Here is a 23,490-nt window from a genome sequence, read left to right as displayed (position 1 = left end):
GTCCTCCGTCCTCAGGCCGGTACGAGCATCGGCCTTGGGACTACTACTTTGGGTGATCAGTCCTGCACATATCTCGCGTTAATCTTGAATCGGCAGGTAAGAGAGGTCTTGGAGTGCAGCCAGGAGGTGTTGTGGGGGTCGAGTTCGCCGTCCTCGGCGACGTCCGTGTCCGGATCGACGGACAGGATCTGGACATCGGGCACGCTCGCCAGCGGTCCGTGCTCGCCGTCCTGCTCGCCGAGGCGGGCCGCAAGGTGACCGCCGGTCAGCTGGTCGACCGTGTGTGGGGAGAGCGGGCCCCGCTACGAGCTCGAAATGCCCTCTACAGCTACCTCTTCCGGCTCAGAACCGCCCTGCGGGACATCGCGGGGTTCGACATCGCCCACCGAGGTGGCGGATACGTGCTGCAGGTCGACGTCGACACCGTTGACTTGCACCTGTTTCACAGCCTGCTCGGACAGGCTCGCGAAGCAGCCGAAGGACAGCCGGCGTTGGCCCTGTTCGACCGCGCATTGCGGCTGTGGCGAGGTGTGCCGTTCGACGAGTTGGACAGCCCCTGGCTGGCGTCGGTGCGCGACCGACTGCAGAAAGAGCGGTTCGCCGCCCAGGTCCGGCGTCAAGACATAGCACTGAACCTCGGGATGCACGCCGAACTACTGGCCGAGCTGACCACCGCGACAACCGCGAACCCGTTCGACGAGCGACTCGCCGGTCAGCTCATGCTCGCCCTGTACCGATGCGGGCGCCGGGCGGAGGCGTTGACGCAGTACCGCACGTTCCACGCCCGGCTCGTGGCGGAGATCGGCGTCGAGCCCGGCGATCAGCTGCGACGTCTGCAGCAGCAGATGCTCGCCTCGCAGGTGCCGCCTCCGCCCGCCGCCCAGCAGACGGCCCAGGCCCCGGAACCGGTCCCACAGCAGCTACCGGCGGCGTCACCGTGGTTCATCTCCCGCACCCGTGAACTCGGTCTGCTCGACAACGCGCTGAAAGCCGCCGCCGGCGTCGTTCTGGTGACGGGTACCGGAGGATCGGGCAAGACGTCGTTGGCACTGCACTGGGCACACCGCGAAGCCGGGCGGTTCCCCGACGGGCAGCTGTACGTGAACCTCCGCGGATTCGATCAGGTGGGCAGACCGCTGTCTCCGGACGACGTGCTGCACGGTTTCCTGGAAGCGCTGGGCGTGCCGGCAGAGCACGTCCCGGCCGGTACGGACGCGCGGGCCGCGCTGTACCGCAGTCAGCTGGCCCGCCGACAAGCACTGGTGCTGCTGGACAACGCCTATGACGCCGACCAGATCCGGCCCCTCCTGCCGGGTGGCGCGAATTGCCTCACGGTGATCACCAGCCGTGACCGGGCCACCGATCTGATCACCCACGAGGGAGCCGTGCCCGTCCCCCTGACCGTGCTCGACGAGGCCGAGGCCGTGTCGCTTCTCATCAAGCGGCTGGGATCCGACCGGGTGGCCGCCGAACCCGACGCGGTGGCGCGGCTCGTCGCGCACTCCGCCCGGCTTCCGCTGGCCTTGGCGGTGGTGGCGGGTCGCGCGGTGGCCAACCCGTCGTTCCCGCTGAGCGCACTGGCCGACGAACTACACGAGGAGAGAGCGCGGCTGGACGCGTTGGAAGCGGACGGCACCACATCGAGCGTGCGAACGGTGTTCTCCTGGTCGTACCGGACGCTGAGTCCCGAGGCGGCCCGGCTGTTCCGGCTGCTGAGCCTGCACCCCGGCCCCGACGCGGACCGGTTCGCCGCGGCCGCGCTTGCCGGGATCGACGTGTCACGCGCCCGCGCTCTGCTGGACGAGCTCACGCGGACACACCTCGTGGACGAGCATCGCCTCGGCCGCTTCCGCTCGCATGACCTGCTCCGCGCATACGCGACCGAACTGACCGAGAAGGAGGACACCGAGCACGAACGGCGAACGGCCTTGCGCCGATGCCTCGACTTCTACCTCCACAACGGGTTCGCCGCCGAACGACAACTGGCACCGCACTGGCCACCGATCACACTCACCGCGGCACCGGACCACGTCCCGCACCTTCCCATCGCCGACTATCACCAGGCCATGCACTGGCTCACCGCGGAGCACGCCACACTGCTCGCCGCGACGGCGGCGGCCGTCCGCGCACGCCTGGACGTGCACGCCTGGCAGTTGCCCTGGGTGCACAGCACCTACCTGAGCAGGCGAGGACACCTGGCACAGCGCGCCGAGTCCCAGCGCACAGCGCTCGAAGCGGCCGACCGTCTCGACGACGACCTCGCCCGGGCGACCAGCCGACTTCTGCTCGGCAGAGCCGAAATCCTGTTGGGAAACCAGGACCAAGCCCTGAAGCACCTGCGACACGCGCTCGAGGGTTACACGCACCTCGGCGACACGACAGGCATGGCCATCACCCGTTTTTCCCTCAGCTCGGCCTACGACCTGCAGCAGTGCCACACCCTGGCACTCGAGCACGCCCACGAAGCACTACGGCTATGCCGCGAAGCGGGCGACCACGCTTGGGCAGCGTTCACGCTCACCGCCATCGGCTGGTACCACGGCAAAGCAGGCCACCACGAGCAAGCCCTCGCCCACTGCAGCGAGGCCAAACCCTTACTGGACCGCATCGGAGACCGAGACGGCCGAGCCCACAACCTCCACTGCCTCGCACGCGCACACCACAAACTCGGCCGGCACGCCGAATCCGCGCAGTGCTACCGCGACTCACTCGCCCTCTTCCGCGAACTAGGCAGCCCTTACTTGGAAGCAACGACGCTCGACCACCTCGGCGACGCGTTACAGGCAGCGGGCGACCACCCCGGTGCCTTCGACGCATGGACCCGAGCGCTCGAAATCCTCGAACCACTGGCCCACCCCGACACCGTCGAGATCGAATCCAAGCTCCTCAACACCAGCGCGCGCTGATAGCCGGCAAAGGACAGGGCACACGAGTTCGAGCACCTTCAAGGTGGCTCGGTGGGTGTGGCTTCACCGCGGATCCGCGGTGAAGCCACACCCACCGCATTTACTTGAGGCGTACCGGAAGACTCGTGTGCCCGTTCGAAATGAACGACGGCATCTTCTCCAGCTCGGAAACCTCCGCCGCCAGGGCCAGATCGGGGAACCGCTCGAACAGCGCCGGCAGTGCGAGTTCCGCCTCCAAGCGCGCCAAGGGCGCGCCGAGACAGTAGTGCACGCCGTGCCCGAACGACAGGTGATGACTCTTCGACTCCCGCGACAGCCGGAACTCGTCCGAGTCGGGACCGTGCACCTCGGGACAGCGGCCCGCCGCCGCGTACGAAGCCAGAATCGCCTCGCCCGCCTTGATGTGCACCCCATCGATCTCGATGTCCTCCACCGCGTACCGCAGTGGAAGGTTCGCGATCGGCGCCTGCCACCTCATGGTCTCGTCGATCACCTCGGCCCAGGTGTGCTCCCCGGAGCGCACTTTCGCCAGCTCCTCCGGATGCGTCAGCAGCGCCAGGATCGCGTGGTGCAGCAGGTTCACCGTGGTCTCGTGCCCGGCCGAGATCATCAGGATCAGCGTGTCGATCAGCTCGGCCTCCTCCAGCACCGAACCGTCCTCGTCCCGCGCGGCGATCAGGCCGCTGGCGAGGTCCTCACCGGGGTTCTCCCGCCCGTTCGCCACCAGCTGCCCGAGAATCCCGTACATCAGCACGCCGTTCGCCTGCGCCTCCTCGGCGCTGAGCGAGGTGTTGAACACCCCGTCGACCGCGCGCCGCAGATCGGGCCGGTGCTCCTCGGGTACGCCGAACAGCTCGCAGATCACCTCGATCGGCAGCGGGTAGGCGAAGTTTTCCCGCAGGTCCACCGAATCAGGCCCGGCGGCGAGCCGGTCCAGCAGGCCGGTGGTCAACTCCTCGATCCACGGCCGCAGTGCTTCCACTCGGCGCGGGGTGAACGCCTTCGACACCAGCGAACGGAGCCGCCGATGGTCGCCGCCGTAGGCGGTGAACATGTTCTGCACCGAGACCCAGATCCGCAGCGGCCAGTCCTCGGGGATCTCACCATCGCGGTAGGCCGCCCAGTGCAGGTTCGGGTCCTTCGACACCCGCGGGTCGGACAGCAGTTTCCGCAGCAGCTCCGGCTGGGTTACTGACCACGCCACCACTTCGCCAGGGAGTTCCACCAGCGTCGCGGCTCCCCGGGCGCGGAGTTCGGCGCCTTCGGTGTGGATGTCACGGCCGTTGGGATCGAGGACGAACGGGCGGGCTGGTGCCATGGGTGCTCTCCTGTCGGGTCGGGAACGGGACTGACCGGTGCGACGACGGGGGTGAACAGGACCGGGAGACCGGCCAGCGCGCGGTGGAACGGGCCCGGCCGCCAGCGCAATTCGGCGTCCGGCACAGCCAGGCGCACATCCGGCAGCGCGTCGAGCAGGGTCTCGATGGCGGTGGTGGCGATCAGCCGCGCCGGGCCCTGCGCCGGGCAGGAGTGCACCCCGGCGCTCCAGGCGACGTGCGCCCGGTTACCGGCCCGCTGGGCGTCGCCCAGTTCGGGATCGGTGTTGGCGGCGGCGAAACTGATCACCACGGGCTCGTCGGCCGGCAGGCGCGTGCCCATCAGGTCGGCCGCCGGATAGGGGTAACCGGCGGAGTAGTTGGCCATCGGCGGGTCGCTCCAGAGGATCTCCTCCAGCGCGTCCTCCACGTGCAGGCTGCCGCCTGCCAGGTCCCCGGCGAAACGCTCGTCCACCAGCAGCAGCCGAAGCCCGTTGGCGATCAGGTTCTGCTGCGGTTCGGTGCCCGCGCCCATCAGCAGCACCAGCTGGTGAAGCATCTCCTCGTCGGTCAGCCTCGAGGGATGCGCCATCATCCACGAGGGCACGTCCTGGCCCGGCTGCCGACGCTTGAGCGCCAGCAGGTCCAGCATGGCCGCGGTCAGCTCGGCGTTGGCACGCTCCGGATCCACCATGTCGAAGATCCCGCGCATCCCCGCGGTGAGCCGCTCGCCCAGTTCCGGCGGGCAGCCGAAGAGGTGGTTGAACACCTGAAGGGAAAGAGTTCCGGCGTACTCGGTGAGCAAGTCCGCCCGGCCGTTCCTGGAGAACTTCGCGATCAACTCCCGCGCGGCCTTCTCCACGTAGTCCAGAAGGGCGTGCGGGTTCACCCGCGAGATGCTGTCGGTGACCGCGCTGCGGTAGCGCGCGTGCACCGCGCCGTCGGTGAACAGGCAGTTCGGCCGGTAGCCCATCATCGGCATCACCGGGTTGTCCGGCGACTGGTTGGCCTGCCAGCGGCGCGGGTCCCGCGGATAGGTCTGCGGGGAGCGCAGTACGTCCAGCGCGGCCTCGTAGCTCAGTACCAGGCTCGCGTTCACCCCCGGCGCCAGCTCGACCGGCGCGACGTGGCCGTGTTCCTTGCGCATCCGCGCGTAGACCCCAGCCGGGTTCGCTGCGAACTCCTCGTCGTAGAGCGGGGTTCGCGTGGCGTGAGCGGGACAACCGGGGGGTGGGATGGCGGGAACGGTCACGGATGCTCCTGGCGGACGGGAGTGAACAGGTAGTCGACCAGGCTGATCAGCGCCGAGGCAGCGGACGCGCGATCGCGGGCGTCGCAGGTGACCAGCCGGGTCTGGGGTAGCAGATCGAGCGCCTCGCGCAGCTCGGCCTCGGGGAAACGCGGCGCGCCGTCGAACTGGTTGACCGCCACCGCATAGGGCAGGTCCAGTTCCTCCAGCAGGCCCATCACGTCGAAGGAGTCCTGCAGGCGGCTGGGATCGACCAGCACCAGCGCCCCGAGCGCGCCGTGGGCCAGGTCCTTCCACATCTGCGTGAACCGCTGCTGACCCGGGGCGCCGAAGAGGTAGAGCACCACCTCATCGCTCAGTGTCAGACGTCCGAAGTCCATGGCCACCGTGGTGGTGTCCTTGCCGCGCACGCCGGACAGGTCGTCGACCAGTGCGCCGGCCTGGGTCATCCGCTCCTCGGTGCGCAGCGGGCGGATCTCCGAGAGCGTGCCGACAAAGGTGGTCTTCCCCACCGCGAACGGGCCGACGATGAGGATCTTCACCGAGGTCCGGACCGTGGCGGGAACGTATCGGTCAGGTGAGAGCACGGAGGCCATCGAGTACCTTCTGCAGGAGTTGCTGGTCGGGGACTTCGGTCTCGCGCACCGCGGCCCGTGATTCGATGTGCCCGCTGTCGAGCAGGTCCGACAACAGCACCTTGGTGACGCTGGTGGGCAGCTTGAGATGCGCAGCCACCTCCGCGACGGCCAGCGCGCCGCCCCGGCACAGCTCCATCACCCGCCGTTTTTCCGGGCTCAGCCCGGTCATCGGCGCCCAGGTGGCCAGCACCACGGTGGCCACGTCCAGGGTGTTGCGGGTCGGATGCGCCCGGCCCTCGGTGACCACGTGCGGCCGAACCAGCGCCCGTTCCCGCCGCTGCCCGCTCATGCCGGGTTGCCGGGTCCCTCGGCCGGAAAGCGCGGCGGCGCGGTGAGTTCCTGGCCGAGTCTTTGCACCAGCTCTTGCAAGCGCGAGGAAACGCCCTCGATGTCCACCCGGCCGGTGGTGGACACCGCGACGTAGGCGCCCTGTCCGGCGGAGGTCAGGAAGACGAACCCGCCGTCGAATTCGATCAGCGTCTGCCGCCACTGCTCCGGCGGCTGACGGCAGAACTCGCCGGTGGCGCGGGCGAGCGACTGGAGCCCGGAGACCGCGGCGGCGGTGCGCTCGGCGTCCTCCACGGTGATTCCCTGCGAATGGGCCATCAGCAGGCCGTCGGCCGAGAGCAGCACCGCGGAGATGGTCTCCGGCATCTGCAGGGCCTGATCGAGCATCCAGCCCAACCGGTTGTTGGTGGTGACGGAGCTGCTCACTGGAAATCCCTTTCGTCATCGGTGGAAGAAGCGCGGCCCTGGCGGGTGCCGCGCTGCCAGGCCGTGGCCGTGGCGACCGGGCTGTTGTTCACCGGGGACTCGGTCCCTTCCGGCGCGGCGGACGGCGCCACCGGAACCGACAACGTGGTGCCGGCCGATCCGGACACCGGGGCACGTCGCCGACGGCGGGGCAGTCCGTGCGCGGTCGTGCCCAGGTCCTCGGCCGGTTCGGCCGACTGTGGTTCCGGCGCGGGAACGCGCACGTGCGGGGTCGGGCTGGGAGTGATCGCGGCAGGGCTGGCAGGCGCGACCAGCGACGGGACTTCCTGCGGTGCCGGCGCCGGGGCGGCGGCGCGGGTGAGCAGCTCGCTCGGCAGGAACAGCACCGCGCGCACCCCGCCGAAGGGCGAGCGCATGTCCACCGAGACGCGGAAGCCGTAACGTTGGGAAAGCACGCCGATGACGGCGAAACCGATCCGCGGCGGCACACCGAGCGCGGCGATGTCCCGACCGCCGTGGCCTTCCAGTAGCCAGCCCGCGCGCTGCACCGCTTCCACCGTCATGCCGACCCCGGCGTCGTCGATGACGATCGCCAGCCCGTTGTGTGCCTGCTGGAAGGTGACCTGCACGGGTGAGCCAGGCTGCGAGTGGCGGGCGCCGTTGTCCATCAGCTCCGCCACCGCGAGCACCACCGGTTCCACGGCCTGGCTGACCACCGCGGTGTCCGAAGACACCGGGATCTGCACGCGCGCGTAGTCGCGGATGCGGCTGGTGGCCCCGCGCACCACGTCGGTCAGGGTCGCGGCGGAGCGCTGCAGGCCCGGCCACGAACCGCAGAGCACGGCGGTCGCCTGGGCGCGGCGGCCCAGCTGCGAGTTCGCGTGGTCCAGTCCGAGCAGGCCGTCGAGCACGTCGGGATTGTCGTGCTGCTCCTCCATCGCCGAGATCAGCACCTGCTGCTCCCCCGCGAGGTTCTGCACCGTGCGCATCATCGCGCGCAGGGTGGCGGCGGCGGATTCGGCGGCGTCGCGGCGGGTCTGGCCGGTCAGCTCGCTGATCACCCCGAGCAGTTCGCGGTGGGGGTCCTCGCCGTTGACGGCACGCAAGGGGCCGGGCACGGTCACGGCCTGATTGGTCTGCGCCTCGACGATTGCAGGCAATCGCCTGTGCAACAGGTGCCGGTTCTCCTCATCACGGGCGCGGAGTTCGGCCAGCAACTGCTCACCACGACGGCCGGTGTTGACGGTGACCCGGCGCTGGCGCACCAGCAGCAGCGCGAAGGCCGCGGCGAGCAGCGAGACGCAGACCAGCGCTGCCGTCAGCAGGGGGTACTCCATGAAATCCTCACGATCGACAGGGCAAAGGACGCCTGGGCCGAGCCGGGGATCATGCGGCAGCTCCACGGCAGCGGGGATCGAAGGACGTCATCAGCAGCGAGTACCGTAGCGCAAACACGCCGTGAGCGGCAGCCGCTTCCCGCCAGAAAAATGGTTCTGTGCAGGGTAAGCCCGATCGGCCGGGCCGGGCGGGAAAATCCCGCAACGGCGCGACGACGCAGCGGGGCCGAGGAGCCGTACATTCGGGTCACTACGAGCTCGTCGGCCCCGAACGTCGAGTGGAGGCAGCATCTGCCGCTGACTCGCTCAACTCATTCGACGTCCTCAACTTGGCATGAGCGGATGCTGTCGACAACGCGTGCAACTGGTCGACTCAACGTCGCGAGCAATGGTCCGCAGACACGGGAACCGACACTCGCCGGCGACCAGGCATCGCGTCCACGGCGCTCACTCACGGCTGTCACTGGCAGGCCGGCTCTCGCCAATTTTTCTGGAGCACGCCGTCGGTCACAACAGCGCCCAACGACACCGGACCGCATCGAACTGAGCACAACTGCGCCAGCCGACCAGCGGGTTCTCGATAACCTCAGGTCAGCGCCTTCGTCGAATCTGACTGGCAGTGAGGGGGCCAAGGGTCGTCTCCGGCTTCCAGGACCACGCAGGCGATCCCGGCCCGGTGAAGGTGCAGCGCCGCGGCGAGACCGGCGAGGCCCGCACCCACGATCACGACATCGGTTTCATGCCCGGCCATCGGCGACGTCTCCCGCTCGCAAGGCATAGCGCCGCTCGGCGTAGGCGAGGTCGTCCCGCCAGAGACGCGCGGACGCGCGGCGCATCAGGGGCCGCAGAGCCGGTGCGATCCTCGTGGCCTTGGCGAAACCGGGCCGGTCGGACGTGGCTATCGTCGCCTCGATCACGGCGGTACGCGGTCGTCCGTCGGGGCCGTTCCCGAGCGGGGTGGCGTGGGTTTCGACCACGCTGCCCGCGCCTTCGCCGTCGACGATGGTCATCAGCACCGTGCGCGGCTCGGGGCAGGTGAACTCGGCGATCACCGGCACGCCCAGTTTCCCGGCGAGCCGGAAGGTCACCTCGACGACGAACTTGTCTTCGGCGTCACTGACGTCGTTCCCTTGTGGAGCCGACAGGACCTTCAGCCGGGTGAACGAGTACGGATGGAACCACGCGCCGTGCCAAGGGTCGAGCCGGTTCGCGACGACGTCCATCGGTTCGCAGGTCCCGGTCAGCGTCGCGACCGCGTCGATGGTGACGTCGCCTCGCGGACGGACCGGCACGATCGGCCGCTCGGTGGGGCTTTCACCGCCGAAGCGGTCGAGGCGAGCCCAGGCGAGCACCCCGTCGTCATAGGACGGCAACCGCGACCAGCCCGGCCGTCCGGGCCCGACCCGCAATCCGTGCCACCGGCAGACCAACTCTCCACAATGGACACGAGCCTGCTCGAGCGGAGCACCGAGATGCGGGCAGGCACCGGGGCCGATGACCAGCTCACCGTCCGGACCACGCCAGGCCACCAATTCCCGGCCACCGGCGCGCAAGCCCAGTGGCCGGTCCGCGCCGATCTCACGGCTGGCCGCGACGACGAACCAGTTGCCTGCCGGACGCGCGTCGGCACGTTCGACCGCGGCGTCGATCAGCGCGGGGCTGCATTCCCGGTAGGTCGGTTCCTGCCGGGCCCAGGCCGGTTCCCGGAACGGCTGGACCGGCCATTTCGCCGGCCAGCGCTCGACCACCTGCCGCCTGAGATCCACCGGAAGCCCTTTCTGCCGCGCGTCGTCCCTCCAGCCATCCTCAGGCACCTGAAGCGATCCCGCAACGGTTCAGGCTTTGAAGTGAGCGGCGGCGGCATCCAGCGCGGCGGTCAGGTCGTTGACCCAAGGCGCGCCATGAACGTTGAGTCCCTCCCAGCCGGGACCGGCGACGACGACCTCGGACCCCTGCCGCCGCAGACGCTCGCACAGCAGGACGTCGACGGTGCCGGCGGACATCGACCACAGCACCACCAGCACCGGATCCAGTTTGGACGCCAGGCCGGCCATGGTCTCCGCCGGCACCAGTTGACCGAGGTAGAGAGCGGGAATACCGATCTCCAGCAGCGACGCGCGGAGAACTTCGACCGGCAGGCTGTGCCGCTCGTCCGGGCAACAGGCGATGAGCACCCCCCGTTCGGTGGGCACGGTGGCGAACCGGGCGACATAGCGTTGCAGCGCCAGGGAAACCTCGGTGGTGAGCGCCCACTCCGACTCGAAACACACGTCACCTCCGGCCCAGCGGCGCCCGAGGCGGCGCAGGATCGGCAGCAACACGTCGGTCCACGTCGCCGCCGCGCCGACCCCGTCGAGGGTCTCGTCCAGCAGCGCGGCGAGGGAAGCGAACTCGAGGTCTTCCGCGGCCTGCTCCAGTTCGCCGACCAGCCTGCCGACGGGTACGTCGGGGACCGTGACGTCGGCACCGGAGAAGGCCGCCGCGGCCGCCTCCCTGGCAGGAATCCCCCGGTCGATCAGCCGTTGCATATGTTGCAGCTTGCGAACGTCCGCGTCCGAGTAACGGCGGTGACGCCCGTCGGCCCGCAACGTGGGGCCGACGCCATACCGCGAGGCCCAGGTCCGGAGCGTGACCGGCGAGACGCCCAGCAGCTCGGCGACCTTGCCGGGGGTCCACGAACCTCCGGCTTCGGGGCCGCCACGGCCGTTCATCTCGTCGACGCCCATCCATTCCACGTTTCCGGTGCGGTACCCGCTCACAGGGCCATCACTGCGGGCAGCTTACGAGGTCACCGGACGTGGGCGGGCGCATACGTCCCGGAACGAAGAACGCCCGGCGGCGCCACGGCGGGGCCCCGGGGAGGGGACCGGTCCGCACGAGGCGCCGCCGGGCATCCAGAGCCAGGCGCGAGGGGCGCCGGGCTCCTGAGGGTGGCGGGGTCCGGGCCACCCTCGTCCGCAAGACGGTGTTCTTCGATCCGCGAGCGATCCGGGTTTGCGCCGGGAAATCCCGGGAATCCCAGGACTTCCTTGCCCTACAGGCGATATCGCTCGAGTTGCGGGCGCGCCGCCGGATCTAGTAGACAAGGTACACCAGGCATGAAACGGTTATGAAACGAAATCACCGGATCGGCGGAGGGAAGGCGGATGGCGTCGACCATGACGGCGGGAACGATGCCGTCGAAGGAGGCGCAGGCCGCGTGGCTGGACGCCTTGGGCGGGCGCTGCCTCGCCGAGGCCCACGGTTTCGTCGAAGCACGGGCCGCCGAGCACTTCTCCGGCCGTGGCGAGGGTGAACTCGCGGAAACCGTCCTCCCCGAGTTCCTCGCCGGGGGGAAGTTCCTCCGGCCGATGTTCGCCTATGTCGGCTGGCGGTGCGGAGGCCCGGAATCGAACGCCGCTCTGCGGGCCGCGTCGAGCCTGGAATTGCTCCATTGTTTCGCGCTGGCGCAGGACGACGTCATGGACGCCTCGGCGCTGCGACGGGGCCGTCCCGCGCTGCACGTGCGCTTCGCGCGGTGGCATGCCGAACAGGGGTGGAGTGGCTCCGCCGAGCGGTTCGGCGAATCCGCGGCGACGCTCGCCGGCGACCTTTTCCTGGTCTGGTCGGAGCAGCTGCTCCGGGAGTCCGGTCTGGACGCGGAAACGCTGTCGCGCGGCTGGCCAAGGTACGACGCGATGCGCGCGGAGCTGGCGGTGGGGCAACTCGCCGATCTGGTGAACGACGCCCGGACGCTTCCCGGCTGGGACGCGCTGCTCGACGTGCTGCGCCGGAAGTCCGGCAACTACACCGTCCGCAGGCCGCTCGAGTTCGGCGCCGCGCTGGCGGGCTGCGGGCCGGACGTCATGGCCGCGCTCGCCGAGTACGGCGGCCTGGTCGGAGAGGCGTTCCAGTTCAAGGACGACCTGCTCGGCGTCTTCGGTGATCCCGCGGTCACCGGCAAACCCGCGGGCCAGGACCTCCGCGATCGCAAGGCGTCCAGTGTCGTGGTGCTCGCCGTGGAGATGGCCGACCGAGGGCAGCGCGACGAGTTCGGCGAACTGCTGAACCTGACCACGGTCGACGACGACGCCGTCTCCCGCTGGTGCGCACTGATCACGGCGACCGGCGCCCGCGAACGCCTCGGCGAACTCATCCGGGAACGTGCCGACAAGGCGTTCGCGGTCATCGACCCGGCCGTCGTCCCCCGGCAGGCCGCGGACGCGCTGGCCGTCCTCGCCGCCCGGTGCACGGAGCGCGACCAGTGAAAACGGTGCCCGGCCGGACGGACCGGATCGTCGTCGTGGGAGCGGGGCTGTCGGGCCTGGCGGCCGCGTTGCACCTGGCGGGCCGCGGGCGCGAGGTCGTCGTCCTCGAAAGCGACCCCGGCCCCGGTGGCCGCGCGGGGCGCGTCGAACGCGAGGGCTATCTGCTCGACACCGGCCCGACTGTGCTGACCATGCCGTCGATCCTGCGGGACACCTTCGGCGCCGTGGGCGCCGAACTGGACGACGAACTGCCGCTCACCCGGCTCGACCCGGCCTACCTGGCACAGTTCGCCGACGGCAGCACCCTGCCCGTGCACACCGACGCCGCGGCGATGACGGACACGGTACGCGAGTTCGCCGGACCCGCCGAGGCCGCGGGCTACCTCCGCCTGCGCGACTGGCTGACCCGGCTCTACCGCACCGAGTTCGGCCGGTTCATCGACTCGAACATCGACTCACCGCTGGGCATGCTCAACCCGGACCTGGCCCGTCTGGTGGCGCTGGGCGGATTCCGGCGGCTGGACCCGAAGATCGGGTCTTTCCTGTCCGACGAGCGGCTGAAGCGGGTGTTCACCTTCCAAGCGCTCTACGCGGGCGAGTCGCCGATGCGGGCGCTGGCGCTGTACGCGGTCATTTCCTATATGGACACCGTCGGCGGCGTGTACTTCCCGCCCGGCGGGGTCGCGGCCCTCCCCCAGGCGCTCGCCCGGGTCGCCGCCGAGAACGGTGTCACCTTCCACTACGGCGACCCCGTGCATACGCTCGAACGCGACGGCGGCCGGATCCACGCGGTCCGCACGGCCGCCGGCGAACGTCATCCGTGCGACGCCGTCGTCCTGACGACCGAGTTGCCCGAGAGCTACCGGCTGCTCGGCCGAGCGCCGAAGCGGCCTGTTCCGCTGCGGGCCGCGCCGTCGGCGCTGATCCTGCACACCGGCGGCCCCGATACCCGGCCCGGCGTCGGGCACCACACCATTTCCTTCGGTCACGGCTGGCGCTCGACCTTCGACGAGCTGATCACCACCGGCCGCCGCATGAGCGACCCGTCCCTGCTGATCACCCGGCCGACCGCGACCGATCCGGGCCTCGCGCCGCCGGGCCGTCAGCTCTACTCGATCCTCGCGCCGGTCCCGAATCTCGACCGGGGCCCCGCGGATTGGGCCGCCGACGCCGGGCCGTACGCGGAGGAGATCCTCGCCGTCGCGCGGCAGCGGCTCCTGCCGGATTTCGAACCCGAGTTCACCGAGGTCATCAGCCCCGCGGACTGGGCAGGCCGCGGACACGTGGCCGGAACGCCCTTCGGCTACGCGCATTCTTTCGTCCAAACAGGACCGTTCCGGCCACGGAACCTCCCCCGTGGCACCGAAAACGTCGTCCTGGCGGGAGGAGCAACGGTGCCGGGAGTGGGCGTGCCGACCGTGCTGATCTCCGGCAGGCTGGCCGCCGACCGGATCACCGGCGTGCCCGGGCGCCGCTCGCGTGTCCTCGACCTGGCAGGGGAGGCGAGCCGATGACCAGACGCGAACTCGACGCCGCCGACATCCACGAACCGGGCCTGCGGGCCGCGTACAGCTGGTGCCGCGACGTCAACGCCCGGCACGGCCGGACGTACTTCCTGGCGACCCGCATGCTGACCCCCGCGCAACGGCCCGCCGTCCACGCGCTCTACGGATTCGCGCGATGGCTGGACGACATCGTCGACGAGCCCGACGCGGACGCCACCCCGGAGTCCCTTGCCGCACGACTGTCCGAAGTGGAGGATCGGTTTCTCGCCGACCTGACCGCGGGCACGAGTGACGATCCCCTGCTGACGGCGGTGATCGACACGGCGGCCAGGTACGAGCTGGAGGAACCGCTCTTCCGCGACTTCTTCACGTCGATGCGCATGGACTTGAGCGTCACCGACTACGCCACCAGGGGCGACCTCGACGAGTACGTGCGCGGTTCGGCGGAGGTGATCGGCCTGCAAGTGCTCCCGATCCTCGGCGCGGTCGCGCCCCGCGAAGAGGCGGCACCGCGGGCAGCCGCGCTCGGCAAGGCCTTCCAGCTGACCAACTTCCTCCGCGACGTCGCCGAGGACTTCGAGCGCGGCAGGGTCTATCTGCCCGCCGACGAACTCAAGGAGCACGACGTCGACCGCGAACGGCTCTCCTGGTGCGCCGAGCACGGACGAGCCGACGTACGCTTGCGGGCCGCGATCAAGGAACAGATCGCGGTGACCCGGCGCGTCTACGCCGAAGCGCGGCCGGGAATCGCGATGCTGCATCCGGTCTCACGCCCCTGTGTGGCCACCGCCGCGACCCTGTACGGGGAGATCCTCGACCGGATCGAAGACGCCGACCACGACGTCTTCGCCGGCCGGGCGAAGGTGTCCCGGCGCCGCCGGCTCAAGGTCGCCTGCGGCGCGCTCGCTCGTTCGCAGTGGGCTCGGACGCGGCATCCCGCCCCCGCTCCCCCGTCGGCGGTGGGCTGAGTGGGCAAGGTCGAGTATCTGGTCGTACTGGCGGCCTGCGTCCTGGTGACGCTGCCGCTGGAGATCGCAGGCGCCCGGGTCTACCGGCAGCCGAAACGCCTCGCCCGCGCGCTGCTCCCGGTGGCCGTGGTCTTCCTCGTCTGGGACGCGGTGGCGATCGCCGGCGAGGTCTGGAGTTACGCGCCCGAATTCGTCACCGGTGTCCGCGCGCCGTTTTCCCTTCCGCTGGAAGAGATCCTGTTCTTCGTCGTGATCCCGATCTGCGGGGTGCTGACCTACGAAGCGGTCCAGCTCACCCTCGCCGCGGCCCGGCGCCGGGGAAAACAGGCGGTCCGGCGATGATCCCTTGGGGTTACACCGTTCCGGCCCTCGTCTCGGTGATCGTGGTCGTACTGTTCGAGCTCGCCTTGCTGAAGACCGGGCTGTTCCGCAAACCCGCCTACTGGCTCACCATGGTGATCGTCACCGGCTTCCAGATCCCCGTCGACGGCTGGCTGACCAAGTTGTCCGCGCCGATCGTCCGCTACGCGCCCGAACACATCACCGGCTGGCGGTTCCCGTGGGACATCCCGGTCGAAGACTTCCTCTTCGGCTTCGCCATGGTGACCGCCGTGCTGCTGCTGTGGGAACGAGCCCGATCACGAGAGGATGCGCGATGAACGCCATGGCGCGAGACGGTTTGCCCCGCGAGACCGTGCCTTCGGCCTTCGACACCGAAGCCCGGTTCTACGACCGGCTCGTCGGCGCGAATCCCGGCTACCACGAGCATTTGCGCCTTTCCGCCCGTCGGCTCGCCGCTCCTGGACCGCGGGTGCTGGACGCCGGCTGCGGAACCGGCGCGTCCACGGCCGCCCTCCTTTCAGTGCTGCCGTCCGCCCGGATCACCGCCTTCGACGCGTCCGGCGAAATGCTGGAGCGAGCCCGGAGCAAGACCTGGCCCGGCAGCGTCGAATTCGTGCACACCCCGGTCGAGGAGCTGGCCGGGATCCACGGTCCGTTCGACGGGATCTTGGCGGCGTACCTGCTGCGCAACCTCACCGACCCGACCACGCAGTTGCGCCGGCTGCGCGAACTGCTCCGGCCGGGTGGCCGGCTCGCCGTGCACGAGTACTCCGTCCGCGACTCCCGGCGCGCCCGTTGGGTCTGGAACGCCGTCTGCGCGGGCGTGATCATCCCGCTCGGAAAGCTCACCACCGGCGACACCACGCTTTACCGTCATCTCCGCCGCAGCGTCCTCGAGTTCGACGGCGTCACCGCACTCGCCCGGCGCCTCACCGACGCCGGCTTCACCGACGTCCACACCGCGACCGTCGGCGGCTGGCAGCGGGGCATCGTCCACACCGTCGTCGGCACCGCGCCCCCGGAGACGAGGTGACCCGCCCCAGGGATCCCCGCCGCGTCACCCGGCAGGCCCCACCGGGGCTGGCCGACGCCGGACTGCTCGGACGGCGTCCCACCGCCGCGATCGTGGGCGGCGGCATCGCCGGGCTCACCGCGGCGACCGGACTGGCCGAACGCGGCGTCGCCGTCACCGTCTTCGAACGCGAGAACCATCTCGGCGGGCGCGTCGGCGGCTGGCGGGAACGGCTCGCGGACGGCACCGCGGTGACCATGAGCCGGGGTTTCCACGCCTTCTTCCGTCAGTACTACAACCTGCGCGCCCTGCTCGCGCGCACCGATCCGCGGTTGGACCGGCTCACCCCGCTGACCGACTACCCGCTGCTGGACGCACATGGCCGCATCGACACCTTCGCCGGGCTTCCGCGCACCCCGCCGTGGAACGCGATGGCGTTCGCCTGGCGTAGCCCGACCTTCACCCGCAAGGATCTGCTGCACCTCAGCGGCCGCGAGGCGTTGCCACTGGCGACGGTCAGCGTGCCGGAGATCTACCATCGGCTCGACCGCACCGACGCCTCGACCTTCCTCGAAGCGATCAACTTCCCGCCCGCCGCCAAGCACCTCGCGTTCGAGGTCTTCTCCCGCAGCTTCTTCGCCGACCCGCGTGACCTGTCGGCCGCCGAGCTGGCGACCATGTTCCATCTGTATTTCCTGGGCTCCAGCGAAGGTCTGGTCTTCGACGTACCGACCGAGCCGTTCCCCCAAGCGCTCTGGGACCCGCTCGCCGGCTATCTCACCGGCCGCCGCGCCGACATCCGCACCGGCACGACGGTGACCGGCCTCGGCCGGACCCCGGAAGGGTTCGCCATCGAATCAGGCGGCCGGACGGAGAACTTCGACGGCGTGGTCCTCGCCTGCGACGTCTCCGGGCTGCGCGAAATCGTCGCCGCTTCACCGGATATCGGCACCGAGACCTGGCGAGCCGGCGTCGGCGGTTTGCGTACCGCCCCGCCCTTCCTGGTCCGGCGGCTCTGGCTGGACCGCCCGGTCGAGCCGCGTCGTCCACCGTTCCTCGGCACCGGAAGCATCCCGCCGCTGGACAACATCAGCCTGCTCGACCGGTACGAAGGAGAAGCCCGGCGCTGGGCCGCCCGCACCGGCGGATCGGTCGTCGAACTACACGCCTACGCGGCCGCCACCGAGGATTCGAGCGGGTTGGAAAAGGCGCTGGAAAGCCGCCTCCGCGAGATCTACCCGGAAACCCGGGACGCCCGCGTCGTCGGCGACATCACGTTGTGGCGCGAAGACTGCCCGCTGTTCGGCGTCGGCGACTTCGCCCGGCGGCCCACGGTGGCAACCCCGGACCCGGCCCTCGCGCTCGCGGGCGACGGCATCCGGATCGACCTCCCGGTCGCCCTCATGGAACGCGCGGCCGCCACCGGCTGGACCGCGGCGAACACCCTTCTCGGGCACTGGGGCCTCGCCGGGCACCCGATCCGCTCGGTCCCCAACCACGGCCGGATCCGCCTGCTGAACCGGCTGGCCGCCTCGAAGCCCGGCTGAACGCGTCAGCCGCGCGAGCCGTCGAACGCCACGTCGGAAACCGCCAGCCCTCACCGGGGACGGGGGCTCGGCCCCCTATGCGGTGTCGATGCGCTGTTGCTCCGCATCGCGGAGGTTCCGGTAGTGCTCGGCTCTGGTCTGGTCGCCGATCTTGCCTGCCGCTTCGGCGGCGCTTCGCAACACCACAAGTGACAGGCCGGGCATGTCGCGAGCCTGACGGTCCGCCTCGGCGAACACCACCCCGGCGAGTTCGCCCTCCGCGGAGCCGGCGAGCAGGAACAGTTCCTCCACGTACATCCGGCCCAGCCCCAGCTCCGACCATCCGGACACGTCTTCCAGGGCTCGGCGGCACTCACGCAGCGCTTGCCAGGCGGCTTGGTGGTCGCCTGCCTGGCGTTCCAGCCCGGCAAGGGTCTGCCAAGCCGACGCCGAATCCCGACCGTCGCCGGCGAACGCCAGGGTCTCACGCTGCGCTCGAGCCGCCTCGGCGAACGCCCCCAATCCGGCCAGGTAGTAGCGAAGCCGGCTCAGTGTTTCCTTGTCCCGCTCGCGGCCGGCCGCCCATCGGTCCAGCTCCTGACGGGCCAGTTCGCGGTCGCCGATCTGATGGGCGCGCTCGACCCAGGTGAGCGGGTCCTCGGCGGCCGGATCCGTCGGGAAGCGAGAGCGCTTGCGCTGCGACCACTTCGCCAGGCGCTCCTCGGATACGCAGGGCCTGCCCTTGTCGTCGAGCAAACGCTCGAGTACCGCGGCACGGTCGGTATGCCCGCTGCCGCGGACGAAGGCGGTGGTGACCCGTGCTCCAGCGGCGAACAGGTGTTCAAGATCGTAGCCACCCCAGGTGTCGAAATTCGCCACCTTGATTTCCCAGTGCAGCCACACGTCCTCCACCTGCCGGTATTCGGCGAGCAGGAAACCGGCGAGCTCGGTTTCCTCGCTCAGTCCCTGGAACGGCGCCTCGTGACGGCACGACGCCTCCTGCCGGGCCAACCACCGCACCAGCGGGAGATCTTCGGGACGGCGGTCGTATTGCAGCGCCCACAACACCTTGGCGCGCCGCATCGCGTTCCCGTCGCCATCGGCGTCCACGGCACGCTCATAGCGCAGCTCTCGCCACGCATCGGACGATGCTCGCATCCGTTCCAACTCACGCCGCGCGCTCTCCATCATCTGAGCAGATCCTCACCGCGTTCGGGGAGGGGTGCGGCGCGGGGCCGTCGGGCGATTCGCGGTCGTCGTCTTGCGCTGAGTCGTGGTGTGACGCGTCGTCGTGCGCGTCGTGGTGGGCGTCGTGGTGGGCGTCGTCCTCTGGGTCGTGGTGGTCACCGGGGGCTCCGTCGGCCGCGTCGTCGTCGGCACGAGGCCTGTCGCCGGGGTCGTCAGCGTCGTCGAGGGCACCACCTGGCCCCTCCCCGATCCACCTCCGCCGCACGCGCCGAGCAGCGCGACCGCGCCTATGACCAGGCCACACCACCACACCCGCATGGCCGGACCCTAACAGCCCGGCCTCCGCGAATCCGGCGAACGGCGAACCCCGTCCAGCCCGGCCTAGACCGCGGTTCGCAGGCGATACAGCTCGGCGAGGGTGGCGCCCTCCGCGCCGATCTCCGCACCGGTGCCCAGCCAAGTGGCCGCCTCGGCTTGGGGCAGCGGCGGGATCTCGATCTCCGCGAGGCAGCGGCCCGGCCGGACCACCGCGGGGTGCAACCGCGCGACGTTCTCGTTGGTGGTCAGGCAGACCAGGATGTCCAGGCCCTGCCCGAGCAGGCCATCCGTCAGGTTGAGCAGCCGGGACAGGGCCTGCCCGGAGTCGCGCTTCGCGTCCGCGCCGACCAGTTCGTCGCAGTCCTCGAGGATGAGCAGCCGCCATTTCCGCGCGTCCGCTCGCTCCTCACCGAGCACCACCGACGTCAGATAGCCCGGATCGGCGAACAGGACCTCGGGGTCGAGGACGTTGTCGACCTGGCACCAGTCCCGCCATTCGTGCGCGAGTGCGCGCACGGCGGTCGTCTTGCCGGTGCCCGCGGGGCCGTGGAGGAGTATCAACCTGCCGGTGACGTCCTGCGGGCGCACCGTCATGAGTGTGTCGAGCGCGGTCACCGCCGACCGCGGATAGTTGCCGCGGATCTCCTGCCACGGCGGCAAGTCCATGGTCCGGGGTGCGCGCACGCCGGCGCCACCGCACCCTTGCACGTGCCAGAAACCGACCGGTACGGCCGACTCCCCCGGCGTCCCCGTCCGTGCCGTTCGGACAGCGGCCGCGAGCACCTCGTCCGCCAGCTCGCCGGACGTGGCGGACACGCACACGGTCGCGGCACCGGCTCGTCTCCGCAACGCGACGAGTGTCCATTCAGGTCCGAAGGCGAGGTGTGAGTGCCGCCCGTCGAGTTCGTACGTCAGATCCGCGCTGACTCCTGGGGGCAGCAGCGTCGCCTCCGGGGAGACCTCGGTGATTTCGGCGGCCCGTGAGTGTGGTTGCGCACCGGTGATGAACGGCTCCATCGCCAGCGAATTGAGCACGCCTTCCATCGGCGCGTTGCCGCCGAAGAACATCGCCCGGTCGAGCGTATCGGTCGTCAGAGGTCGGGATGACTCGGTTGTCGTTGCTGTCACCACGCCACGATCCATCCGGCGAGGCCGGCGCACATCAGGGACCGTCCCCGATTCGCCCCTGATAGGGATCATGCTCGGGTACCGTCGCCGGAACTGAACCGGACACGGCCGCGGCGCGGACGAGAGAGAACAGAATGACCAGAGAGAACAGCCCCGAACCGGACGACGGCTTCGTCGAGGTGATCGCGCGCGAGGTGGAGGCCGATCCCGGCAACCTGGCGTTGCGCGAAGACTTCATCACGCTGCTGCTGGAGCGGGAACCGGAACGCGCCGCCACCGAACTGGCGGCGTTCGAGGCCCACGGCGGTGATCCGGCGCGGGTCCGGCTGCTGCGCGCCCGGCTGATGGCGGCGCGGTTGCGCACCTCGACCCCGGTCCCGGCTCCGGCCGACGAGGATCCCGAGGAAACCACTGTGCCGGCGTCGCTGTGGGACGCCGAGCGCCCGGCGGTGACGCTGACCGACGTCGCGGGTCTCGCCGAGGTCAAGCAGCACCTGGACACCGCGTTCCTCGCTCCGCTGCGCAACCCCGAGCTGGCGGCGGCGTTCGGGCAGAAGCCCGGCGGGTCGCTGCTGATGTACGGCCCGCCGGGGTGCGGCAAGACGTTCATCGCCAGGGCGATCGCCGGCGATCTCGGCGCGTCCTTCCTCCACGTGACCCTCGCGGACCTGCTCAGCAAGTGGATCGGGGAGAGCGAGAAGGCGATCCAGAGCGTGTTCCGCCACGCCCGCGCGGCGACGCCGTGCGTGATCTTCTTCGACGAGTTCGACGCGCTCGGCGGACGGCGTACCTCCGGCGGTGGCGGATCGCAGGCGATGCGGATGCTCGTCACCCAGCTTCTGGAGGAGCTCGACGGCATGGCGGGCAGGAACGACGGGGTCTACTTCCTGGCCGCGACGAACCGGCCGTGGGACATCGACTCCGCGCTGCGCCGTCCGGGCCGGATCGACAAGACGGTGCTGGTGCTGCCACCGGACGCGGTCGCCAGGGCGGCGATCGTCCAGGGCGCCCTGGCGGGCAAACCCGCCGCCGATGTCGACGTCGTGGCCGTCGCGGCGGCGACCGAGGGGTTCTCCGGTGCCGACCTCAGCCACCTGACGACCACCGTGCTGCAGAAGGCGATGGTCGAGTCGATGAGCAGGGGCGAACTGGTGCCCGTCACCACCGACGCGCTCCTGGGCGCGGTCGGCGGCGTCACCCCGTCCACGACGTCCTGGTTCGACCAGGTCGCGCCGGTCCTCGAATACGGCGTCGACGACGGGACCTTCGACCAGCTGCGGGCGTACCGGGTGAAGCGAGGCATGCGATGAGCGACGACGTCGAGCGCGACCTCGACCTCGCCTGGGAACTCCTCGAAGCACAGCCGACGCATCCCAAGGTCGCCGAGCTGGCGGTAAAGGTGCTCGCGACCCAGCCGGAGCGAAGCAGCGCGTTGATGGTGCTCGGCTACCACCGTGAGACCTGCGGCGACGCGGACGAGGCGCGGCGTCTCTTCCTTCGGGTAGCCGGTCGCCGCGACAGCCAGTTCATCTGGGCGGCTCGGGCGCTTCGGCGTCTGGCGTTGGCCGGACACGACCATCCCGAGGCGCTGCGGTGGGCGCGCACGGTACTGGCCCACGAGCACGAGGGCTGGGACGACTGGATGCAGTTGGGCTCCGCCCAGGCGCTCTCCGGGGACCACGAGGAAGGGTGGCGCCAACTCGACGAGGCGGTGACTCTGTGCTCGCGGACGGCGCCCGGCCAGCTTCCCAAGGCGCTGGGGAAACGCGCGGAGTACCTGCTGGAGAGTGCCGCACCACCCGAACGGTTCGCTCCCGCGGCCGAAGAGGCCATCCGGGCCAACGCGGCGGACCCCTGGGTCGCCATGTTGCTCGGCTACGCCTACCTGGCGCAGTACCGGTTCGACGACGCGGAACAACTCGGTCTTCGGCTGCTGCGTGAAGATCCGACCGACGACCTGCTGCACAGCCTGGTGGACACCGCTCGGACGATGCTGGGGATCGTCGAGAAGGCACGTGGCGACAACATCACCCTGGACGACATCCGCCGCACCGGCGCGCTCGAGATGGCGTGGCGGCAGATCCGCGACATGAAGATCGGCACCGATCTGGGTTCCGCGCTGACGGCGCTGGAAGCGGTGCTGCCCGACGAGCTGCGCGCCACCCTGCGGCCGGGAGCCACGCCCGCCGAGCTGGCCGAGGGCGACGAGAAGGTCGGCGCCATGGTCGCGGAGGATCTGCTCACCTGGCACAACGGCCAGCAGCCCGGTTCCGGTGCGGCCTGGGGGCTGGCGGAGCCGTTCCGGCTGCTGTCGGCGGCCGAGATCCTCGCCATGGACGCCGAGATCGAGGCCGACCGGGCGGCGCACCCCGACTGGCCCGAGAACGAACTCTGGGAACAGGTGATGACCGACGACGACGGGACGTACCTGGTCGCCGTCGCGTTCGGGGCGCTGGTCCGGCGACGGCCAGGTCAGCCCGACGAGCCCGTCGCCGACTCGATGGCCGACTGGATCTGGGACCGGGTGGCCGGCTTCGGCGGCCGGGACCCGCGACCGGCGCCGCTGAAGACCGAGGAGCCCCCTGCCTCCGGGGAGCCGCTGAGCGGCGTCATCGTGACGATGTGCGACGCGCTGGGTGCGCCCGAGGACTCCGCGGCGTACACGGAACTGCGCGAGCTCTTCCCCGGTTCGACCGTCCGGCGCACTGAGCTGGCCCCGGACATGCCGAATGCCGACGGCGTCAACATCGTGGCGCTCGACGGGCTGGTGAAGAGGGTCACCGTCGATGTCGCGCGCTGCCCGAGCGCCGACCGGGTGATCTCCGGGCTCGACCTCGGCGGATACAGCCACCAGGTCGACGACTACCTGCGGGCGGGCGGCGCGCTCGCGCGGGACAGCTGGGTGAACCGCGCCAACGGCGAGACCACGGTCGACTACGACCTCGCCGGGCATCGGCTCGGTTTGGTGTGGGGAGCCGGGAAACTCGTCCGGATCTTCGTGGCCTCCGATAGCTGAGCGGTGGCCCCGAGTGGCAGGTTGCGAAAGCCACTTTCGCAACGTTGAAGGTTGCGAAAGTGGCTTTCGCAACGTCAGCG

21 protein-coding genes and 1 pseudogene are annotated in these 23,490 nt (G+C 70.2%); 11 read left to right on the top strand and 11 right to left on the bottom strand.

Annotated elements, in window-relative coordinates:
- Positions 1-131: 131 nt before the first annotated feature.
- On the top strand, positions 132-2,906 hold the full coding sequence (locus DMH01_RS30915; RefSeq protein ID WP_125680934.1) for a BTAD domain-containing putative transcriptional regulator: 2,775 nt from the start codon (positions 132-134) through the stop codon (positions 2,904-2,906).
- Between the two features lie 100 nt (positions 2,907-3,006).
- On the opposite strand, the gene DMH01_RS30910 is transcribed toward DMH01_RS30915, so the two are convergent.
- The 9 genes and pseudogenes from DMH01_RS30910 to DMH01_RS30870 form a co-directional block, all read right to left on the bottom strand.
- The gene (locus DMH01_RS30910; protein ID WP_125681417.1) at positions 3,007-4,113 is read right to left on the bottom strand and encodes a cytochrome P450; all 1,107 of its coding nucleotides are present in this window, start codon (positions 4,111-4,113) and stop codon (positions 3,007-3,009) included.
- Entirely contained in the window at positions 4,095-5,474 is a 1,380-nt protein-coding gene (locus DMH01_RS30905; protein ID WP_125680932.1) for a cytochrome P450, read from the bottom strand. The genes DMH01_RS30910 and DMH01_RS30905 overlap by 19 nt, the downstream gene beginning before the upstream one ends.
- Entirely contained in the window at positions 5,471-6,067 is a 597-nt protein-coding gene (locus DMH01_RS30900) for an ATP/GTP-binding protein (RefSeq protein WP_125680930.1), read from the bottom strand. Before DMH01_RS30900 ends, DMH01_RS30905 begins: the two co-directional genes overlap by 4 nt.
- Positions 6,045-6,398 (bottom strand): DUF742 domain-containing protein, encoded by a 354-nt coding sequence (locus tag DMH01_RS30895; RefSeq protein WP_125680928.1) that lies wholly within the window; start codon positions 6,396-6,398, stop codon positions 6,045-6,047. The genes DMH01_RS30900 and DMH01_RS30895 overlap by 23 nt, the downstream gene beginning before the upstream one ends.
- Positions 6,395-6,823, bottom strand: coding sequence for a roadblock/LC7 domain-containing protein (locus DMH01_RS30890; RefSeq protein WP_005153253.1), 429 nt, complete (start codon positions 6,821-6,823; stop codon positions 6,395-6,397). The genes DMH01_RS30895 and DMH01_RS30890 overlap by 4 nt, the downstream gene beginning before the upstream one ends.
- Positions 6,820-8,160: an ATP-binding protein gene (locus DMH01_RS30885; protein WP_125680926.1), complete on the bottom strand. Its 1,341-nt coding sequence runs from the start codon at positions 8,158-8,160 to the stop codon at positions 6,820-6,822. The genes DMH01_RS30890 and DMH01_RS30885 overlap by 4 nt, the downstream gene beginning before the upstream one ends.
- Before the next feature lie 634 nt (positions 8,161-8,794).
- Positions 8,795-8,911 (bottom strand): annotated as a pseudogene (locus DMH01_RS30880) (FAD-dependent oxidoreductase); the annotation flags it as partial.
- Positions 8,898-9,926 carry a DUF5914 domain-containing protein gene (locus DMH01_RS30875; protein WP_199745690.1) on the bottom strand — a complete coding sequence of 343 codons (1,029 nt, stop codon included), beginning with the start codon at positions 9,924-9,926 and terminating at the stop codon, positions 8,898-8,900. The pseudogene DMH01_RS30880 and the gene DMH01_RS30875, both read right to left, overlap by 14 nt.
- Before the next feature lie 69 nt (positions 9,927-9,995).
- Positions 9,996-10,886, bottom strand: a complete 891-nt coding sequence (locus DMH01_RS30870; RefSeq protein ID WP_125680922.1) for a MerR family transcriptional regulator — start codon at positions 10,884-10,886, stop codon at positions 9,996-9,998.
- A gap of 420 nt (positions 10,887-11,306) precedes the next feature.
- Here DMH01_RS30870 and DMH01_RS30865 point away from each other — a divergent pair, with 420 nt between their 5' ends.
- The 7 genes from DMH01_RS30865 to DMH01_RS30835 are packed head-to-tail and all read left to right on the top strand — an operon-like array spanning position 11,307 to position 17,781.
- Positions 11,307-12,407 (top strand): polyprenyl synthetase family protein, encoded by a 1,101-nt coding sequence (locus DMH01_RS30865; RefSeq protein ID WP_125680920.1) that lies wholly within the window; start codon positions 11,307-11,309, stop codon positions 12,405-12,407.
- Positions 12,404-13,921, top strand: coding sequence for a phytoene desaturase family protein (gene crtI / locus DMH01_RS30860; protein WP_125680918.1), 1,518 nt, complete (start codon positions 12,404-12,406; stop codon positions 13,919-13,921). Before DMH01_RS30865 ends, crtI begins: the two co-directional genes overlap by 4 nt.
- A complete protein-coding gene (locus DMH01_RS30855; RefSeq protein ID WP_125680916.1) occupies positions 13,918-14,880 on the top strand; it encodes a phytoene/squalene synthase family protein in 963 nt (320 codons plus the stop codon). Before crtI ends, DMH01_RS30855 begins: the two co-directional genes overlap by 4 nt.
- Positions 14,881-15,222 carry a lycopene cyclase domain-containing protein gene (locus tag DMH01_RS30850; protein ID WP_125680914.1) on the top strand — a complete coding sequence of 114 codons (342 nt, stop codon included), beginning with the start codon at positions 14,881-14,883 and terminating at the stop codon, positions 15,220-15,222.
- The gene (locus DMH01_RS30845) at positions 15,219-15,539 is read left to right on the top strand and encodes a lycopene cyclase domain-containing protein (protein WP_125680912.1); all 321 of its coding nucleotides are present in this window, start codon (positions 15,219-15,221) and stop codon (positions 15,537-15,539) included. Before DMH01_RS30850 ends, DMH01_RS30845 begins: the two co-directional genes overlap by 4 nt.
- The gene (locus tag DMH01_RS30840) at positions 15,536-16,255 is read left to right on the top strand and encodes a class I SAM-dependent methyltransferase (RefSeq protein ID WP_125680910.1); all 720 of its coding nucleotides are present in this window, start codon (positions 15,536-15,538) and stop codon (positions 16,253-16,255) included. The genes DMH01_RS30845 and DMH01_RS30840 overlap by 4 nt, the downstream gene beginning before the upstream one ends.
- The gene (locus DMH01_RS30835) at positions 16,252-17,781 is read left to right on the top strand and encodes an FAD-dependent oxidoreductase (RefSeq protein ID WP_125680908.1); all 1,530 of its coding nucleotides are present in this window, start codon (positions 16,252-16,254) and stop codon (positions 17,779-17,781) included. The genes DMH01_RS30840 and DMH01_RS30835 overlap by 4 nt, the downstream gene beginning before the upstream one ends.
- 75 nt (positions 17,782-17,856) lie before the next feature.
- Here the strand turns inward: DMH01_RS30835 and DMH01_RS30830 are convergent, their stop codons facing one another.
- Entirely contained in the window at positions 17,857-18,951 is a 1,095-nt protein-coding gene (locus DMH01_RS30830) for a hypothetical protein (RefSeq protein ID WP_199745689.1), read from the bottom strand.
- A gap of 100 nt (positions 18,952-19,051) precedes the next feature.
- Between DMH01_RS30830 and DMH01_RS30825 the strand changes: the two genes are divergently transcribed.
- Positions 19,052-19,279: a hypothetical protein gene (locus DMH01_RS30825; protein ID WP_125680906.1), complete on the top strand. Its 228-nt coding sequence runs from the start codon at positions 19,052-19,054 to the stop codon at positions 19,277-19,279.
- Between the two features lie 50 nt (positions 19,280-19,329).
- Here the strand turns inward: DMH01_RS30825 and DMH01_RS30820 are convergent, their stop codons facing one another.
- Positions 19,330-20,394 carry a DUF5925 domain-containing protein gene (locus DMH01_RS30820; RefSeq protein ID WP_233621718.1) on the bottom strand — a complete coding sequence of 355 codons (1,065 nt, stop codon included), beginning with the start codon at positions 20,392-20,394 and terminating at the stop codon, positions 19,330-19,332.
- Positions 20,395-20,528: 134 nt separating this feature from the next.
- Between DMH01_RS30820 and DMH01_RS30815 the strand changes: the two genes are divergently transcribed.
- Together DMH01_RS30815 and DMH01_RS30810 are read left to right on the top strand one after the other, a co-directional pair.
- Positions 20,529-21,704, top strand: a complete 1,176-nt coding sequence (locus DMH01_RS30815; RefSeq protein ID WP_125680904.1) for a 26S protease regulatory subunit — start codon at positions 20,529-20,531, stop codon at positions 21,702-21,704.
- Complete coding sequence (locus DMH01_RS30810; protein WP_125680902.1) at positions 21,701-23,410, top strand: tetratricopeptide repeat protein; 1,710 nt, start codon at positions 21,701-21,703, stop codon at positions 23,408-23,410. The genes DMH01_RS30815 and DMH01_RS30810 overlap by 4 nt, the downstream gene beginning before the upstream one ends.
- Positions 23,411-23,490: the final 80 nt, after the last annotated feature.

Origin of the sequence: Amycolatopsis sp. WAC 04182, from assembly GCF_003947465.1 — a bacterium.
Lineage (GTDB): Bacteria > Actinomycetota > Actinomycetes > Mycobacteriales > Pseudonocardiaceae > Amycolatopsis.
This window is presented reverse-complemented; position numbering and strand designations above follow the sequence as displayed.

Excerpts from the sequence above, each read along its gene's own strand:
- DMH01_RS30870 (WP_125680922.1), bottom strand. The coding sequence starts at position 10,886 with ATGGGCGTCGACGAGATGAACGGCCGTGGCGGCCCCGAAGCCGGAGGT.
- DMH01_RS30900 (WP_125680930.1), bottom strand. The coding sequence starts at position 6,067 with ATGGCCTCCGTGCTCTCACCTGACCGATACGTTCCCGCCACGGTCCGG.
- DMH01_RS30845 (WP_125680912.1), top strand. The coding sequence starts at position 15,219 with ATGATCCCTTGGGGTTACACCGTTCCGGCCCTCGTCTCGGTGATCGTG.
- DMH01_RS30855 (WP_125680916.1), top strand. The coding sequence starts at position 13,918 with ATGACCAGACGCGAACTCGACGCCGCCGACATCCACGAACCGGGCCTG.
- DMH01_RS30895 (WP_125680928.1), bottom strand. The coding sequence starts at position 6,398 with ATGAGCGGGCAGCGGCGGGAACGGGCGCTGGTTCGGCCGCACGTGGTC.
- DMH01_RS30810 (WP_125680902.1), top strand. The coding sequence starts at position 21,701 with ATGAGCGACGACGTCGAGCGCGACCTCGACCTCGCCTGGGAACTCCTC.
- DMH01_RS30865 (WP_125680920.1), top strand. The coding sequence starts at position 11,307 with ATGGCGTCGACCATGACGGCGGGAACGATGCCGTCGAAGGAGGCGCAG.
- DMH01_RS30815 (WP_125680904.1), top strand. The coding sequence starts at position 20,529 with ATGACCAGAGAGAACAGCCCCGAACCGGACGACGGCTTCGTCGAGGTG.
- DMH01_RS30885 (WP_125680926.1), bottom strand. The coding sequence starts at position 8,160 with ATGGAGTACCCCCTGCTGACGGCAGCGCTGGTCTGCGTCTCGCTGCTC.
- DMH01_RS30830 (WP_199745689.1), bottom strand. The coding sequence starts at position 18,951 with ATGATGGAGAGCGCGCGGCGTGAGTTGGAACGGATGCGAGCATCGTCC.
- DMH01_RS30840 (WP_125680910.1), top strand. The coding sequence starts at position 15,536 with ATGAACGCCATGGCGCGAGACGGTTTGCCCCGCGAGACCGTGCCTTCG.